Genomic DNA, 15,526 nt, shown 5'->3' on the forward strand with positions numbered 1-15,526 from the left:
CTCAACGGCCCCGAGTCTTGACACGCGTTCATGATGCGGAGCGGTCTCTCCGGAGAGAGACCGGTCCGTAGGGCCTCAACGGTACCTGCTTCCGACGCCGCACGGTACGTCGCCCGCACGACGCGCGTCGGATCAGGGGCCGTTCACGACCCTGTCCTGCCTGGTCAGGCCCGATTTTACCTTCTTCTAGCGCGAACTTGCTATCGGGCCGTGCGTTCGGTCACGTGCGTCACTCAAGGACGCAGCCATTCCGCCGCCGGGGTGCGTTCGGCCATCCGGTGCTCGGCGAGCCGGTCGGCGGCGACCGCGGGCGGTACACCGTCGATCTTCGCGCGATCGAAAATGGCCAGTGTCGTGTCGTAGATCTTCGTCGCCTTCGCCTTGGCGCGGTCGAAATCGAAACCGTGCAGTTCGTCCGCGACCTGGATCACCCCGCCGGCGTTCACGACGTAGTCGGGCGCGTAGAGGATGCCGCGGTCGGCGAGGTCCTTCTCGACGCCCGGGTGGGCGAGCTGGTTGTTGGCCGCGCCGCACACCACGGTCGCGGTCAGCGCCGCCACCGTCGGGTCGTCCAGGGCGTGGCCGAGCGCGCACGGGGCGTAGAGGTCCAGCGGGGTGCGCACCAGCACCTCCACGTCGCTGACCGCGGCGACCTCCGGGTGCCGGGCGAGGATCGCGTCCACCGCGTCGGCCCGCACGTCCGTGACCACGACCTCGGCCCCGTCGTCGAGCAGGTGCTCCACCAGGTGCCTGCCGACCTTGCCGACGCCGGCGACGCCGACCCGGCGGCCGCGCAGCGACGGCTCGCCCCACTGGACGCGGGCGGCGGCGCGCATGCCCTGGAAGACGCCGAAGGCGGTGAGCACGGAGGAGTCGCCCGCGCCGCCGTTCTCCGGCGAGCGGCCGGTGGTCCAGCGGTTCTCGCGGGCGACGACGTCCATGTCGGCGACATAGGTGCCGACGTCGCACGCGGTCACGTAGCGGCCGCCGAGCGAGGCGACGAAGCGGCCGTAGGCCAGCAGCAGCCGCTCGGTCTTGTCCGCGTCCGGGTCGCCGATGATCACGGCCTTGCCGCCGCCGTGGTCGAGGCCGGCCAGCGCGTTCTTGTACGACATGCCGCGGGCGAGGTTGAGCGCGTCCTCGACGGCCTCGTCGTCCGAGGCGTACGGGAAGAAACGGGTACCGCCCAGGGCGGGGCCCAGGGCGGTGGAGTGGAGCGCGATCACGGCCTTCAGGCCCGAGTCGCGGTCCTGGCAGAGAACGACCTGCTCGTGTCCGCCCTGCTCCGATCGGAACAGCGTGGCGACGACACTTTCGGTCTGTCGTACGTCGGTCACGGTGGTGACTCCCATAGTCCAGTGGTCCCAGTGCTTTCTGGATTGTCGCGCCCCCCGTGCGGGTGGCGGAGGGGTTGATGGCCACAGCGTAGGCCCTGTACGGCCGCACGGGGGGCAGCCCGGGTGGCCGGGATCACGTCCGGGCGGGGCCGCCGCGTGGGACGATCAGCGGGACGGCACCGTGGCGCGAGGGAGCGGGTGTGGGCGGTTCACCGGTAGTGGTCCCCTACGCGGCGTATTTGCGGGTCTACGAGCCGCTGGCGGCCTTTCCCGAGCCCGAACGCAGCCACTGGTACCGCTACGCGGCCGCGGGCCCCGGGAGGACCGCACAGGACGAACTGCGGCAGTCGCTGGCCGGCCTGGTCCCGGTGCCGCCGATCGCCGTCCCGGTGCACGAGAGCGCCGACGCCTTCGTCGCCGTCGTCGGCGGTGTGACCCACGTCTGCCCCTGGCGCACCCGGCTGCGCGGCTGGCTGGCCCTGGAGCAGGCCGGCGAGCTGCTGCCGGAGTCGGTGCTCGACGCGATGCTGCCGCCGGTCGTACGCCGCCAGGCCGCCGCCGACCACGACGCCTGGCGCGAGCGCAATCCCGACGCGCGGCCTTGGATCCGCACCGCCACCTGGCATGTCCCGGTGCGCTGGTTCGTGCTGGTCGGCGACGACGAGCGGGAGTACGAGCCGGCGGGCGCCGGGGAGTCCAAGGAGCCGCTGCTGCGCTACCGCACGCCCATGGTGCAGGCCAGGCGCCGGGTGGCGCGCGGCCTGCGGGTGCTCAAGGACTCGCTGGACGAGGGCGGCCCGCTGGTCGACGGGCTGGTCGACGTCGGCCGCTGGCTGGAGGAATTCCACCCGCGCTCGCTGGTGGAGCTGGACTACGGCGGCCTGGTCCATGTGATGGGCCCGGACCTGCTGGCTGAGGACCGCTCGGCGGCCGACGTCGCCGAGGGCCTCACCGCGCTGCGGGCCGGCGACTCGGGCGCGGCGGGGGTGGCGTACGAACGCCTGACCGATCGCTGGCGGGCGGTACGGGAGCGCCAGTTCTCCAGCTGAGCCTCCGCCCCCTGCGGCGGGCTTTTTCGGATCTTTGGCCCAAGGGTGACGGAGAGCACGTACTCGGAGTCTTGCCTGCATCACCATGTGTCATGCCAAAATGGGACAACGGGTCCGCCTCGGACACGTTTCGAAGGTGGGGATGTTGCAGATGATCGTACTGTGACTGATCGTCACGCTCGGGTGACTGTCCGTTATGAGACGGTCCATCGGCTTCCGTCGAGCTTGAACACCTGAGAGGGCAAATCCATCGGTTTGGCCGACGCGGCTGGACGGATGGTGTAGTTGTAGTGCCGAGGACAAGCCGTTCGTCCTATTACCGACTCGGCCCGCGTCTGCCATTTCGGGCAACGTGGGTCAAGGTGCAGAATTTAGAGGAAAGAACCGCGTTGGTTCGGTTCTCTCAAGGAGGCCGCTCATGACCGCTCGCACCCCTGATGCCGAGCCGTTGCTCACCCCTGCCGAGGTCGCGACCATGTTCCGCGTCGACCCCAAGACGGTCACGCGCTGGGCCAAGGCAGGCAAGCTCACGTCCATCCGCACGCTGGGCGGCCACCGCCGCTACCGCGAAGCGGAGGTCCGCGCGCTGCTCGCGGGTATTCCGCAGCAGCGCAGCGAGGCCTGACAGCTCTTCCGGGTGCCGTCCCCCTTGTCGGCGCCCCGCCGCACGGCTCACCTGCCCCCATCAGGGACAGCCCGAGGCTTTTCGCACCACCCGGGTCCGCAGGGCCCACCGGATCCGTCGGATCCACCGGTTTCACCCGCAGTACCCCGCACCACCTCGTACGACCTGTACCACCCCCGTACCACCTGTACGACCCGGATCCCGCCGGATCCGCCCGTAACACCACAGCAGCATCGCAGCGTCACAGGATCGCATCGGACTCCGCCGGGTCCGATGCGGTCCTTTTTCGTGCCTTGGGTGTACGTCCCGGACGGGGTGCCATTGCACATATTAAATCGACAGCCCTCCGGAGGGCGTCGGGTTCCGCGTTTCCGAATCGACTTTACGTGACTCCCGTCACATGCGCGGGACTTGTGGATCTTGACTGCGGTGCGGTAGTGAACTCCCGCGTCAGGAAGGGGTCTGAGGGGAGCCGTGGGCATCTCCGCGGCCGGCGCCGCGGGCCCGGCGTACGCGGGCGCGGACCGGGTGGGGACGCGCGTGCGGGGGCCTGCTGCCTGGGCCCGGACGTGCGAACGGCCCGTGTCCGGTGGGGAACGGGCCGGGGGGTGGGGGTGGTGCGGTCCTGACGGGATCTGCCGTGTCTTTTTGCGGCTGGCGCCGCGGGCGCGGCCTCCAGGGCCCGGACGTGCGAACGGCCCGTGTCCGGAGGGGATCACGGGCCGAGCGGGGTGGAACTGAGGCGGTCCTGACGGGATTTGAACCCGCGGCCTCCACCTTGACAGGGTGGCGAGCACTCCAAACTGCTCCACAGGACCTTGCTGCGAGACAGACTGTACAGCAGGTCAGGGGGTGCGGTCGAACTCGATCGCGAGGAGGGGCGGGGGGCGGGGGAGGCGGTCAGGCCCAGGCCTCGTCCAGGGCCTTGAAGACGCGTTTGTCGGAGACCGGGTAGGCCGTGCCCAGTGCGTGGGCGAAGTAGCTGACCCGCAGCTCCTCGATCATCCAGCGGATCTCGCGCACCGCGGCGGGCACGGGCCGGCCGGGGGGCAGGGAGGCCAGCAGCTGGGCGTACTCCGCCTGGATCTCGCGGATCTTCTCCATCCGCGTGGCGTCCCGCTGCGCCCCCGTCGGCATCTGCTGGAGGCGGCGGTCGGCGGCGACCAGGTAGCGCATCAGGTCGGGCAGGCGCTTGAGGCCCGCCTCCGTCACGAAACCCGGGTGGACGAGGGCGGCCAGCTGCTCCTTGACGTCCTGCAGGTTCGCCACGAGCACCAGCGACTTCGTGTCCTTCAGGCGCCGCTCGCAGGAGTGCCAGGCTGCGAGCACCTGCTGGACCCGCTGGACGCTGCGGCCGGTCAGCTCGACCAGATCGGCCCGCACCGCGTCGTAGAGCTTGCGGTAGGCCTCCTCGTCCCACGCGGGGCCGCCGTGCGCGGCGATCAGGCGGTCGGCCGCGGCGGTGGCGCAGTCCTCGAACAGCGCCTGCACGCTGCCGTGCGGATTGCGCGACAGGGCCAGCTTCTGCTGGTTGGACATCTGGTCGGCGACGAATTTGGCCGGGTTCACCGGCACGTTCAGCAGGATCAGCCGGCGGGTGCCGCGCCACATCGCCTCGGCCTGCTCGGCCTCGGTGTCGAAGAGCCGCACCGCCACCGACGCGCCCTCGTCGACCAGCGCCGGGTACGCCTTGACCGGCTGCCCGGACCGCCGGGCCTCGAAGGTCCGCGGCAGCGCGCCGATCGTCCAGTCCTTCAGGCCCGTGCGCTGCTCGACGCTCGCCAGCGCGGGGTCCGAGACGCGCTCGAAGGCCTTCGTGATGGCCTCCCGCGTCTTCGGCTTGAGCCGCAGCTTCAGCGCGTCGAGGTCCTTGTCCTCGGCGATGGTCCTCCGCCGCTCGTCGGTCACCCGGAAGGTGACCTTGAGGTGGTCGGGCACCTTGGCCAGGTCGAAGTCCTCCGCGGTGACCGGCACCCCGACCATCCGCTGCAACTCCCGTGCCAGCACCAGCGGCAGGGGGTCGGGGCCGGCCACGGCCCGGTCCAGGAAGGCCTTCGCGTAATTCGGCGCGGGCACGTAGTGCCGCCGGATCGGCTTCGGCAGCGAGCGGATCAGCTCGGTGACGACCTGCTCGCGCAGGCCCGGGATCTGCCAGTCGAAGCCGTCGGGCACCGCCTGGTTGAGCACCTGGAGCGGGACGTGCACGGTCACGCCGTCCGCGTCGGCGCCCGGCTCGAACTGGTACGTGACGCGGAATTTCAGCGCGCCCTGTCGCCAGGAGTCGGGGTAGTCGGCCTTGGTGACCGCCTCCGCGCCCTCGTTGATCAGCATGGAGTGCTCGAAGCTGAGCAACTCGGGGTCCTCGCGCCGCCGCTGCTTCCACCACGAGTCGAAGTGCGCGCCGGAGACGATCTCCTCCGGCAGTTTGCGGTCGTAGAAGTCGTAGAGCGTCTCGTCGTCGACCAGGATGTCCCGCCGCCTGGCGCGGTGCTCCAACTCCTCGACCTCGCCGAGCAGTTTGCGGTTGTCGTGGAAGAACTGGTGGTGGGTGCGCCAGTCGCCCTCGACCAGGGCATTGCGGATGAACAGCTCGCGGGAGACCTCGGGGTCGATCCGCCCGTAGTTGACCTTGCGCTGGGCGATCAGCGGGACACCGTAGAGGGTCACCTTCTCGTACGCCATCACCGCCGCCTGGTCCTTCTCCCAGTGCGGCTCGCTGTAGGTGCGCTTGACCAGGTGCTGGGCCAGCGGCTCGACCCACTCCGGCTCGATCTTCGCGTTGACCCGCGCCCACAGCCGGGAGGTCTCCACCAGCTCGGCCGACATGATCCAGCGCGGCGGCTTCTTGAACAGCGCGGAGCCCGGGAAGATCGCGAATTTGGCGCTGCGGGCGCCCAGATACTCGTTCTTGTCGGTGTCCTTCAGGCCCAGGTGCGACAGCAGGCCCGCGAGCAGCGACTGGTGGACCCGTACCGGATCGGCCGCGTCGTCCTCGGACTTCGGCTCGTTCACGGTGATGCCCAGCGACTTCGCGACCGACCGCAACTGGCTGTAGATGTCCTGCCACTCGCGGATGCGCAGGTAGTTCAGGAACTCGGACCGGCACATCCGGCGGAAGGCCGAGGACGACAGGTCCTTCTGGCGGCCCCTGACGTACGTCCACAGGTGCAGGAAGGCCAGGAAGTCGCTGCTCTCGTCCCGGAAGCGGGCGTGCTGCTGGTCGGCCTGCTGCTGCTTGTCCGAGGGCCGCTCGCGCGGGTCCTGGATGGACAGCGCCGCCGCGATGACCATCACCTCGCGCACGCAGCCGTTGCGCTCCGCCTCCAGCACCATGCGGGCCAGCCGCGGGTCGACCGGGAGCTGCGCGAGCTTGCGGCCGGTCTGCGTCAGCCGCTTGCGCGGGTCCTTCTCCTTCGGGTCCAGTGCGCCCAGCTCCTCCAGGAGCTGGACACCGTCCTTGATGTTGCGGCTGTCCGGCGGGTCGATGAAGGGGAAGCGCGCGATGTCCCCGAGCCCGGCCGCGGTCATCTGCAGGATCACCGACGCCAGGTTCGTCCGCAGGATCTCCGGGTCGGTGAACTCCGGCCGGGACAGGAAGTCGTCCTCGTCGTAGAGCCGGATGCAGATGCCGTCCGACGTACGCCCGCAGCGCCCCTTGCGCTGGTTCGCACTGGCCTGGCTGACCGGCTCGATCGGCAGCCGCTGCACCTTCGTCCGGTGGCTGTAGCGGGAGATGCGGGCGGTGCCCGGGTCGATGACGTACCGGATGCCCGGGACGGTGAGCGAGGTCTCCGCCACGTTGGTGGCCAGCACGATCCGGCGGCCCGCGTGCTGCTGGAAGACCCGGTGCTGCTCGGCCGACGACAACCGGGCGTAGAGCGGCAGCACTTCGGTGTGCCTGAGGTTCTTCTTCACCAGCGCGTCCGCGGTGTCCCGGATCTCCCGCTCGCCGGACAGGAACACCAGGATGTCGCCGGGACCCGCCGCCTGCAGCTCGTCCACCGCGTCGCAGATCGCGGTGATCTGGTCCCGGTCGCCGGAGAGGTCGGATTCGGCCTCGCCGCCCTCCTCCAGCAGCGGCCGGTAGCGGACCTCGACCGGATACGTGCGCCCGCTGACCTCCACGATCGGCGCGTCACCGAAATGCCGCGAGAAGCGCTCAGGGTCGATCGTCGCCGAGGTGATGATCACCTTCAGGTCCGGGCGGCGGGGCAGCAGCTGCGCCAGGTAGCCCAGGATGAAGTCGATGTTCAGGCTGCGCTCGTGCGCCTCGTCGATGATGATCGTGTCGTACGCGAGCAGCTCGCGGTCCGTCTGGATCTCCGCGAGCATGATGCCGTCGGTCATCAGCTTGACCAGCGTCGAGTCCCCGACCTGGTCGGTGAACCGCACCTTCCAGCCGACCGCCTCGCCCAGCGGCGTCCGCAGCTCCTCCGCGACGCGCTCCGCGACCGTACGGGCCGCGATGCGGCGCGGCTGGGTGTGCCCGATCAGGCCGCGCACCCCGCGGCCCAGCTCCAGGCAGATCTTCGGGATCTGCGTCGTCTTGCCCGAGCCGGTCTCGCCGGCGACGATCACGACCTGGTGGTCGCGGATCGCCGCCAGGATGTCGTCCTTCTTCCGGCTGACCGGCAGCGCCTCCGGATACGTGATCCGCGGCACGGCCGCGCCGCGGGCCGCTATGCGCTGCTCGCCCTTGCCGATCTCGGCGTCGATCTCCGCGAGCACCGCCGCGCGGGCCTCCGGCTTCCTGATGCGCCGGGCACCGTCGAGCCGCCGCCCCAGCCGCTGCTCGTCGCGCAGGGTGAGGGCGGGGAGGCGTTGGGCCAGTTCAGCGGTGGTCGCGTAAGTAGACATACGCGACCCATGCTCGCACCTGCCGCCCGCGCCCGGCGACCCCATTTCCCGGGGGCGCCCCCCCGGACCTCCCTCGCCCCGCGCGCCTCCCCCGCGCGCGGGGGTCCGCTCCTCCCCCTGGGCCGGGGGTGGCTCTCCGCCGGCTGCGGTGGCTGGGTGATGCCCCTTCGGGAAGGGGGTGCCTGACAGGGGCGCGGGGAACTGCGCGCTCAGCCCCCACCGGCCGGTGGTCCGTCTTCGACAGGAAGAGCCCCTTCGGGTCGGTGACGACCCGCGCGCCGGTGGGGGTTGGCCGCTCCGTTCTCCCCCAGAGCTTCGCGTGGGGGTACCCCCACGCGCCCCTGGGGTGGTGGCGGTCGTCGGCACGTGACGGTGGGTGGGGGGCTGGGCGCGCCCGCGCGGCGCCAGCCGCAGCCTCGGGGACCTGAGGGGCGCCGCCCGCCGGAAACGGCGTAGGCCCCGTCCGGGGGACGGGGCCTACGCCGTGCGGTGGCTGGGGCCGGGGTCGAACCGGCGACCTACCGCTTTTCAGGCGGTCGCTCGTACCAACTGAGCTACCCAGCCGCAGCGGTCCTGACGGGATTTGAACCCGCGGCCTCCACCTTGACAGGGTGGCGAGCACTCCAAACTGCTCCACAGGACCTTGCTGTACTGCGTGTACTGCTTTGTGCGGGATAAGTCTGACACATGCTGCGCCATGCTCTCGCACTGGTTTTTGCGACGCTCCCGGTGACTCGCCCTCCGTGACCGGTTGAGCACTGCCTGACAGGCCGTTGTCGCTGGATCAGCGTATCAGACCCCGAGACCCCTCCCCGGCGCGTGTCGTCGCACCGGTGACCCGGAGGGTCGCGGCCCGGCGCCGCCCCGGAGGAGGCGCCGCCGGCACAGGCGCCTGCGTCCGTCAGCCGGCGCGCAGCGCGTCCAGTACGGCTCCGAGCTGCGCCGTCGGCTCAGGGCCGAAGATGCGCAGGACCACCGTGTCCGCGCCCGCCGCTGCCAGGGCCTGGACGCGGGCGGCGGCGGTCGCGGGCGGGCCGGAGACGGTGAAGACGTCCTCCGGGGCGCGGCCGAGCCAGGCGCCCTGGTCCTCGGCCAGGGGGGCGAGGGTCGTCGCGACCTGGGCGGCGTCGTCGCTCACGCAGCTGTAGGCGTAGACGGTCAGGGTGTGGTCGGGGACCGGGCCGGCCTTGCGGATCAGGGTCAGGGCCCTCTCCAGGTCGTCCGGGCCGTTGCCCTCGGCGAGCAGGGTGCCGTCGGCGACGCGGCCGGACAGCTCCAGGGAGCGGGGACGGACCACGCCCGCGACCACGGGCGGCGGCTCGGTGGCGGGGTGGACCAACCGGACATCCTCCAGGTGCACTTCGCGGCCGTCCACGTCGACCTTCTCGCCGCGCAGCAGCGCGCGGACCGAGGTGACGGTCTCTTCGAGCAGTGCGAGCGGCGAGCGGGCGGCGACGCCGACGGAGGCCATCCACTCGGGCACCCCGTGCCCGATCCCGGCGACCAGCCGACCGGGGAACACCCGGGCCAGCGTGGCCAGTTCCATCGCCAGCAGGGCCGGGCTGCGCAGGGGCGCGGGCGCGATCCCGATGCCCACCCGTATCCGCTGCGTCGCCCCCAGCGCCACGGCGGCCGCCGAGATCCCGCCGTTCCACCCGAGGTCCTCGACCACCCACAGGTCGTCGACGCCGAGCGCCTCGACCTCCCGCGCGAAGGCCGGCAGCCCCTCGGGCGCCCAGTCGCGGTCGTACATCACGCCGATCCGTACGTTCGTCATGCCCGGAACCTACGTGCCGTCCGCCGGGTGATCAACGCTCAGGGACCGGCCGCTCCAGGGCCGGGAGGGGCGGGCCCGGGGCGGCCCCCCGCGCCGCCCCGGGCCGTACGCCTCCCGCCTCAGCCCGCGCGCAGCACCGCCGCCACGATCGGACCCGCCGACGTGTTGCCGTGGCCCGCGTCGTGGACGACGGCGGCCGCCGCGACGTGGCCCGCGTAGGCGGTGAACCAGCCGTTGGTGGTGTCCTGGCCCGACACCTCGGCGGAGCCGGTCTTCGCGCCCGAGTCCGGGCCGAAGCCGCGCATCACCGCGCTCGCCGTGCCGGTGGTGATGGCGCTGCGCATCATCTGGCGCAGGGCGGCGGAGGTCCCGCTGGAGAGGCCGGACGCCTTGGCGATCGGCTCCTGGACCAGGCTCCTGTCCACGATCAGCGGCTGGTGGAAGTCGCCGCTCGCGGCGGTCGCGGCGACGGAGGCCATGACGAGCGGGCTCATCTGCAACTCCCCCTGGCCGATCATCTCCGACGTCAGCTCGTCGGGAACGCTGGTGTCCGGCATGCTCGGCTGGCCCTCGGCGGTCGGCGTGCCGACGTTCCACTCCTGGGTGAGGCCGAACTTCGCTGCGGTGTCCCGCAGCCCGTGGGGGCCGAGCGCGTCGGCGTGGTGGATGAAGCCGGTGTTGCAGGATTGCGCGAAGTCCCATCCGAGGGTGGCGTCCGCCTTGTGCAGGGTGGGCGTGTCGTTGTGGTACGTCCGGCCGTTGGCGATGTTGTCCTGGCTCAGGCAGCGCGCGGGGGAGGACGGCGTCATGCCGGAGTTCAGCAGCGCGGCCGCGGTGACGATCTTGAAGGTCGAGCCGGGCGCGGAGGCCTCCATCAGCGCGGTGTCCTCGCCGTCCGCCGGGCTGTAGGCGATGGCGAGGATCGCGCCGCTGCGGGTGTCGAGCGCGGTGACGCCCGCGCCGCTCTTCCCGGCCACGGCCTTCTCCGCCGCCGCCTGGAGCGTGGCGTCCAGCGTCGTCCTCAGCCGCACGCCGCTGCCTTTGCGCAGGACGTGCAGCGGCTGCCCGGTCGACCCGTCGGCCTTGCGGATCCACGTCCCGACCGAGGGTGTGCCGCCGCTGAGCTGCTTGCCGTAGCGCTCTCCCAGGTCGGCGATGATGCGGGTCAGCGACGGGTAGGCCGCCCCGGTCAGCACGGTGTTCCCGCGGTCGGTGACCTCCAGGTCGGGCGCGTCCTCGGTGCTGGTCAGGAGGGTGTCGCCGTCGGAGAGCCCCGGGTAGAGCACGGACGGCGACCAGGCGACCGCGGGGTCGCCCGCGGCATTGCGGGCGACGGTGAGGGAGGAGCCGTACGTCCAGGTGGACGTCAGCGCCTGGTAGGTGATGTGCGCGGCGACCGTGAAGTGCTCGCCGCCCGACGTCGCGGCGCCCGGCGTGATCCGCACCGAGTCGATGTGCGCGCCGGTGGCGTAACTCGCCAGCGCGCCGGACGCGGTGGCCGGCGAGTCGGTCAGCGCGCCGGCCGCCGCGCTGTCCCCCGACGACCACGCGGCCAGGAAATCGGACGCGGCGGCGCTGATCTCCTTGCGGGTCAGGGGCTTGGCGGCGTCCGGGACGCCGCGCCCGGCCGCGGCAGCCTGGGTGCCCGTCCCGGGCGTGCTGCCGCCCTCCCCGCTGTCGAGGGCTGTGTAGATGTTGTACGCGCCGACAGCGGCGACGGCCACCATCGCGGTGAACACCCCGCCGACAATGCCGATCTTGACTCTCCTGGCGACGGGCATGGCCCAACTCCCCCCTGATGTGCTGACTTCGCCAGTCCAGCAGCGCCGGAATTGAATGACCGCCCCTTCCGTCAGGCGGATCTACGGTGATCCGGCTGGCAGAGAGCGACTTGCCGCACGCAACCGCCGGCCGTAGCGTGCGGGGCGGTGGCCGTCGGGGGGCGGGTTGGAAAGGGCGGGGGAGCACATGGCGGGGCGTCCGGAGGGTCTGCTGGACCCCGAGACCGGGCCGGTCCAGCAACTGGCGTACGAGTTGCGGAAGTTGCGGGTGGAGGCGGGCAGCCCCACCTACCGGGAGATGGCCCGGCTCACCGGTGCGGGCGCGAGCACGCTGTCGCAGGCGGCGGGCGGCATACGGCTGCCGTCACTGCCGACGCTGCGGGCGTACGTACAGGCCTGCGGCGGGGACGCCGAGCAGGTCGAGCGGTGGGAGCTGCGCTGGCGCGAGGTCGCGGGCGGAGAGGTGATCGGGGCGTGGCCGCCGGACCCCGAGGCGGACTCCGCCGCGCCTTACCGCGGCCTGCGGCGGTTCGAGGCGCAGGACAGGGAACTCTTCTTCGGGCGCGACGAACTGGTCGCCCGGCTGGTGGAAAAGCTGGGCGAGGAGCGGCTCGTCGCGGTGGTGGGTGCTTCGGGCAGCGGTAAGTCCTCGCTGCTGCGGGCCGGGCTGATACCGGCACTGCGGTCCGGAGCGGGCGCCGGGGCGCGTCCCGCCGCCATCCGCATCCTCACGCCGGGCCCGCGCCCGGCGGCGCGGGCCGGCACCCGGGCCGCGCTGCTGGCGCCCGAGCGGGAGGAGGACGGCGACGCGGTCGTCATCGTCGACCAGTTCGAGGAGGTGTTCACCCTCACCGCCGACGCGGAGGAACGCGCCGCGTTCCTCGACCTGCTGCTCGCCGCGGCACGGCCCGGCGGGCGGCTGCGGGTGGTGATCGCGGTGCGGGCCGACTTCTTCGGCCGCTGCGCCGAACACCCGGGCCTTGCCGAGGCCTTGCGGGACGCGGCGCTGCTGGTCGCACCGATGGGCCCCGCGGCGCTGCGCGAGGCCATCGTGAAGCCGGCCGCGGCCGGCGGGCTGATCGTGGAGCGGTCGCTGACGGCGCGGATCGTGCGCGAGGCCGAGAAGGAGCCGGGCAGCCTGCCGCTGGTCTCCCACGCGCTCCTGGAGACCTGGCGCCGCCGCCGCGGCCGGGCGCTGACCGAGGAGATGTACGAGGCCGCGGGCGGCATCCACGGGGCGATCGCCGCCACCGCGGAGAGCCTCTACGGCCGCCTCTCCCCCTCCCAGGCCGCCACCGCCCGCCGCATCTTCCTCCGCCTGGTCACCCCGGGCGACGGCGCCCAGGACACTCGCCGCCCCACCGACCGCGCCGAGCTCGAACCGGCCTCGGGCGCCGGGGCCGCACCCGCGGCCGGCGGCGACCCCGGCGGGCCCGGGTCGGGCGAGACCGCCGTCGTCCTGGAGTTGCTCGTGCAAGCGCGGCTGTTGACCGCCGACGGGGACACCGTCGACCTCGCGCACGAAGCCGTGATCTCCGCCTGGCCGCGTTACCGGGCGTGGGTCGAGGAGGACCGGGAGCGGTTGCGGGTGCATCGGCGGCTCACCGAGGCTGCCCGGGGGTGGCGGGCGCTCGAACGGGATCCCGGGGCCCTCTACCGGGGGAGCCGGCTCGCCGCCGCTCAGGACGCCTTCGGGCCCGAAGGGCGGGAGGGCCCGGACGGGCGGGACGGGCTCACCGCGCTGGAGGCGGCCTTCCTCGACGCCAGCGTCGCGGCGCGCGAGCAGGAGATCCGCCTCGCGGCCCGCGCCAGCCGGAGTCTGCGGGCGCTCACCGTGACCCTGTCGGTGCTGCTCGTGCTCGCGGTCACCGCCGGGATGGTCGCGTGGCGGCAGAGCCGGGTCAGTGACGCCGCGCGGCGGGAGGCGGTCGCCGCGCAGCGGGTGACGCTGTCACGGCAACTCGCCGCCCAGGCCGCGTCGGTGATGAGTACGGACACCGAACTGGGCATGCTGCTCGCGGTGCAGGCCTACCGCGTCAGCCCGACCGCCGAGGCGACCGCCGGCCTCTACCGTGCCGCCGACGCGCCGCTGCGGCAGCGGCTCAGCGGGGACGCCGGGTCGGTCCGGAGCCTGGCCTTCAGCCATGACGGCCGCTCCCTGGCCTGGAGCGGGGACGAGGGCACGGCCTTCAGCGCCGACCTCGCCACCGGCCGGACCAGGGACGTCCTGACGGACCGCGACATGCCCGCGGGCATGGGCACGCCGACGACGGTCGCGATGGCCTTCAGCCGCGACGACCGCACCCTCGTCAGCAGTTACGCCAACGCGCGGGTCGTCACGACGGATCTCGCGAGCGGCCGTACGCGTACGGCCGTCCCGGGCTTCCCGCAGGACAGCAGGTCGTTCGGCGACGGCACCCGGCTGGACGCCGACGGGGGCACGATGATCTCCTACGCTCCCGACGAGCGGGACGGCATCGAGTCCTGGGACACCGGCACCGGCCACTCCCGTACGGCCGTCCCCGGCTGGCGCGACCTGGACGCCGTCAGCCCGGACGGCCACATCGTGGCCGCCTCCGGCACCCGCGGCATCGGCCTGTTCGACACCGCCACGGGGCGGCGGCTCGCGACGACGACGCTGCCCTGGGGGTCGCTGGCCTTCAGCGGGGACGGCCGCACCGTGGCCATCGGCACCACCGACGGCGGCGTCTGGATCTGGCACTGGGCCGGCGGCGGGCCCCCGACGGCCCTCGTCGCCGCCACCAGCACCCCGGACGCCGCGGGTGCCGTCGCGAGGACCGTCGCGATGAGCCCGGACGGCAGGCTCGTGGCCACCGGCTCGGACGACGGGACCGTGCAGCTGCTGGACGCCGCCACCGGCCGCGGCCAGACGGTCTTCAACGACTACAGCGGCGCCATCAGCGCGCTGGCCTTCAGCGACGACGGCGGCACGCTGGCGGCCGGGGCCGCGGACGGCACGGTCCGGCTCTTCACCACCGAGGGCATGGCCGCCACCGTCCTGGAGGGCGCGGGCCCCCGGAAGGGGCGGGCGGCCGGCGCGGTCTTCGCCCAGCAGGGCCGCGTCCTGGCCACCGGGCAGGGCGACGGCACCGTGGACCTGTGGGCGACCGATCCGTGGCGGCGGGCGGCGACCCTCGGCAAGCCGGGCGGCAGGGCCCCGGTACACCGGGTGGGGGCCGGCGCGGACGGCCGCAGCATCGTGGCGATGGGGGAGCACGGCGCGACGCTCTGGGACGCCGCCACCCGCGGCAGCCGCGTCATCGACGGCACAGCGGACGCGACGGCGATCAGCGCGGACGGGCGCACCGTGGTCACCTCCGTCGTCGAGCAGAACCGGCCGGCCGGCGATCTCTCCAGTTCGGTGCGGGTGTGGGACACGGCCTCCCGCGATTCCCACCCCGCGAAGTGGAAGGCCGCGGGCAGTGTCGCGTTCACCGACTACGTGCTCAGCCCGGACGGCCGGACCCTGGCGGAACGCGAGGACGCGAAGGTCCTGGTGGTGGACACGGCCACGGGCCGCACCCTGCGGAGCTTCGCCATGCCCGGCAAGACGAAGGAGCGCTGGCTTCCGCATGACGCCGCCCCCGAGTCGGTGGCCTTCAGCCCCGACGGGCGGCTCGTCGCCGCGGGCGGTGACGACGGGACCACCTCGCTGTGGGACGTACGCTCCGGCCGCCAGTCCGCGGTCCTGACCGCGAGCACGTCGCAGGCGACGGCCGTCGCCTTCAGCGGCGACGGCCGCACGCTGGCGGTCGGTGACGCCAGCGGGACCGTCCGCCTGTGGGACGTCGCCACCGGACAGGTCCGTACGACGCTGAACACCGGCTCCGGCGTGGTGGTCTCCGTGGCGCTCAGCCCCGACGGCACGCGGCTGGCGACCGTCTCCTCCGACGGCACCGTCCTCGCCTGGACCGTGGCGCTGCCCGGTCCGGCCGCGGCGATCAGCGCTGTCTGCAAGGCGGTCGACCGCGACCCGACGCGGCAGGAGACCGCGCGCTACCTCCCGCAGCAGACCCTCCCCGCGGCTTGCCCGGCGCGGGGCTGACCGAGCCCTGGACTCAGCTTCGGACTCAGCCTCG

The 15,526-nt window shown here is 72.8% G+C and carries 7 protein-coding genes and 3 tRNA genes; 3 read left to right on the forward strand and 7 right to left on the reverse strand.

Annotation, left to right across the window (positions count from 1 at the left end):
* Window positions 1-233: 233 nt before the first annotated feature.
* Window positions 234-1,352, reverse strand: a complete 1,119-nt coding sequence (locus OG900_23115; protein WUH92713.1) for an NAD(P)-binding domain-containing protein — start codon at window positions 1,350-1,352, stop codon at window positions 234-236.
* Between the two features lie 185 nt (window positions 1,353-1,537).
* On the opposite strand from OG900_23115, the gene OG900_23120 reads away from it, so the two are divergent.
* Both OG900_23120 and bldC read left to right on the forward strand, forming a co-directional pair.
* Window positions 1,538-2,386 (forward strand): hypothetical protein, encoded by an 849-nt coding sequence (locus tag OG900_23120; GenBank protein ID WUH92714.1) that lies wholly within the window; start codon window positions 1,538-1,540, stop codon window positions 2,384-2,386.
* Between the two features lie 418 nt (window positions 2,387-2,804).
* The gene (gene bldC / locus OG900_23125; GenBank protein WUH92715.1) at window positions 2,805-3,011 is read left to right on the forward strand and encodes a developmental transcriptional regulator BldC; all 207 of its coding nucleotides are present in this window, start codon (window positions 2,805-2,807) and stop codon (window positions 3,009-3,011) included.
* A gap of 743 nt (window positions 3,012-3,754) precedes the next feature.
* Here bldC and OG900_23130 read toward each other — a convergent pair.
* The 6 genes from OG900_23130 to OG900_23155 form a co-directional block, all read right to left on the reverse strand.
* A tRNA-Asp gene (locus OG900_23130) sits at window positions 3,755-3,829 on the reverse strand.
* A gap of 82 nt (window positions 3,830-3,911) precedes the next feature.
* Window positions 3,912-7,868: an ATP-dependent RNA helicase HrpA gene (hrpA, locus tag OG900_23135; protein ID WUH92716.1), complete on the reverse strand. Its 3,957-nt coding sequence runs from the start codon at window positions 7,866-7,868 to the stop codon at window positions 3,912-3,914.
* A 490-nt stretch (window positions 7,869-8,358) separates the two neighbouring features.
* A tRNA-Phe gene (locus OG900_23140) sits at window positions 8,359-8,432 on the reverse strand.
* 4 nt (window positions 8,433-8,436) lie between these two features.
* Window positions 8,437-8,511 (reverse strand) — tRNA-Asp (locus OG900_23145).
* A 258-nt stretch (window positions 8,512-8,769) separates the two neighbouring features.
* Window positions 8,770-9,645: an LLM class flavin-dependent oxidoreductase gene (locus OG900_23150; protein ID WUH92717.1), complete on the reverse strand. Its 876-nt coding sequence runs from the start codon at window positions 9,643-9,645 to the stop codon at window positions 8,770-8,772.
* Window positions 9,646-9,764: 119 nt separating this feature from the next.
* Window positions 9,765-11,426 carry a penicillin-binding transpeptidase domain-containing protein gene (locus OG900_23155; protein WUH92718.1) on the reverse strand — a complete coding sequence of 554 codons (1,662 nt, stop codon included), beginning with the start codon at window positions 11,424-11,426 and terminating at the stop codon, window positions 9,765-9,767.
* Between the two features lie 187 nt (window positions 11,427-11,613).
* On the opposite strand from OG900_23155, the gene OG900_23160 reads away from it, so the two are divergent.
* Window positions 11,614-15,492: a hypothetical protein gene (locus tag OG900_23160; protein ID WUH92719.1), complete on the forward strand. Its 3,879-nt coding sequence runs from the start codon at window positions 11,614-11,616 to the stop codon at window positions 15,490-15,492.
* The last annotated feature ends 34 nt before the right edge of the window (window positions 15,493-15,526 follow it).

Source organism: Streptomyces sp. NBC_00433 (assembly GCA_036015235.1).
Lineage (GTDB): Bacteria > Actinomycetota > Actinomycetes > Streptomycetales > Streptomycetaceae > Actinacidiphila.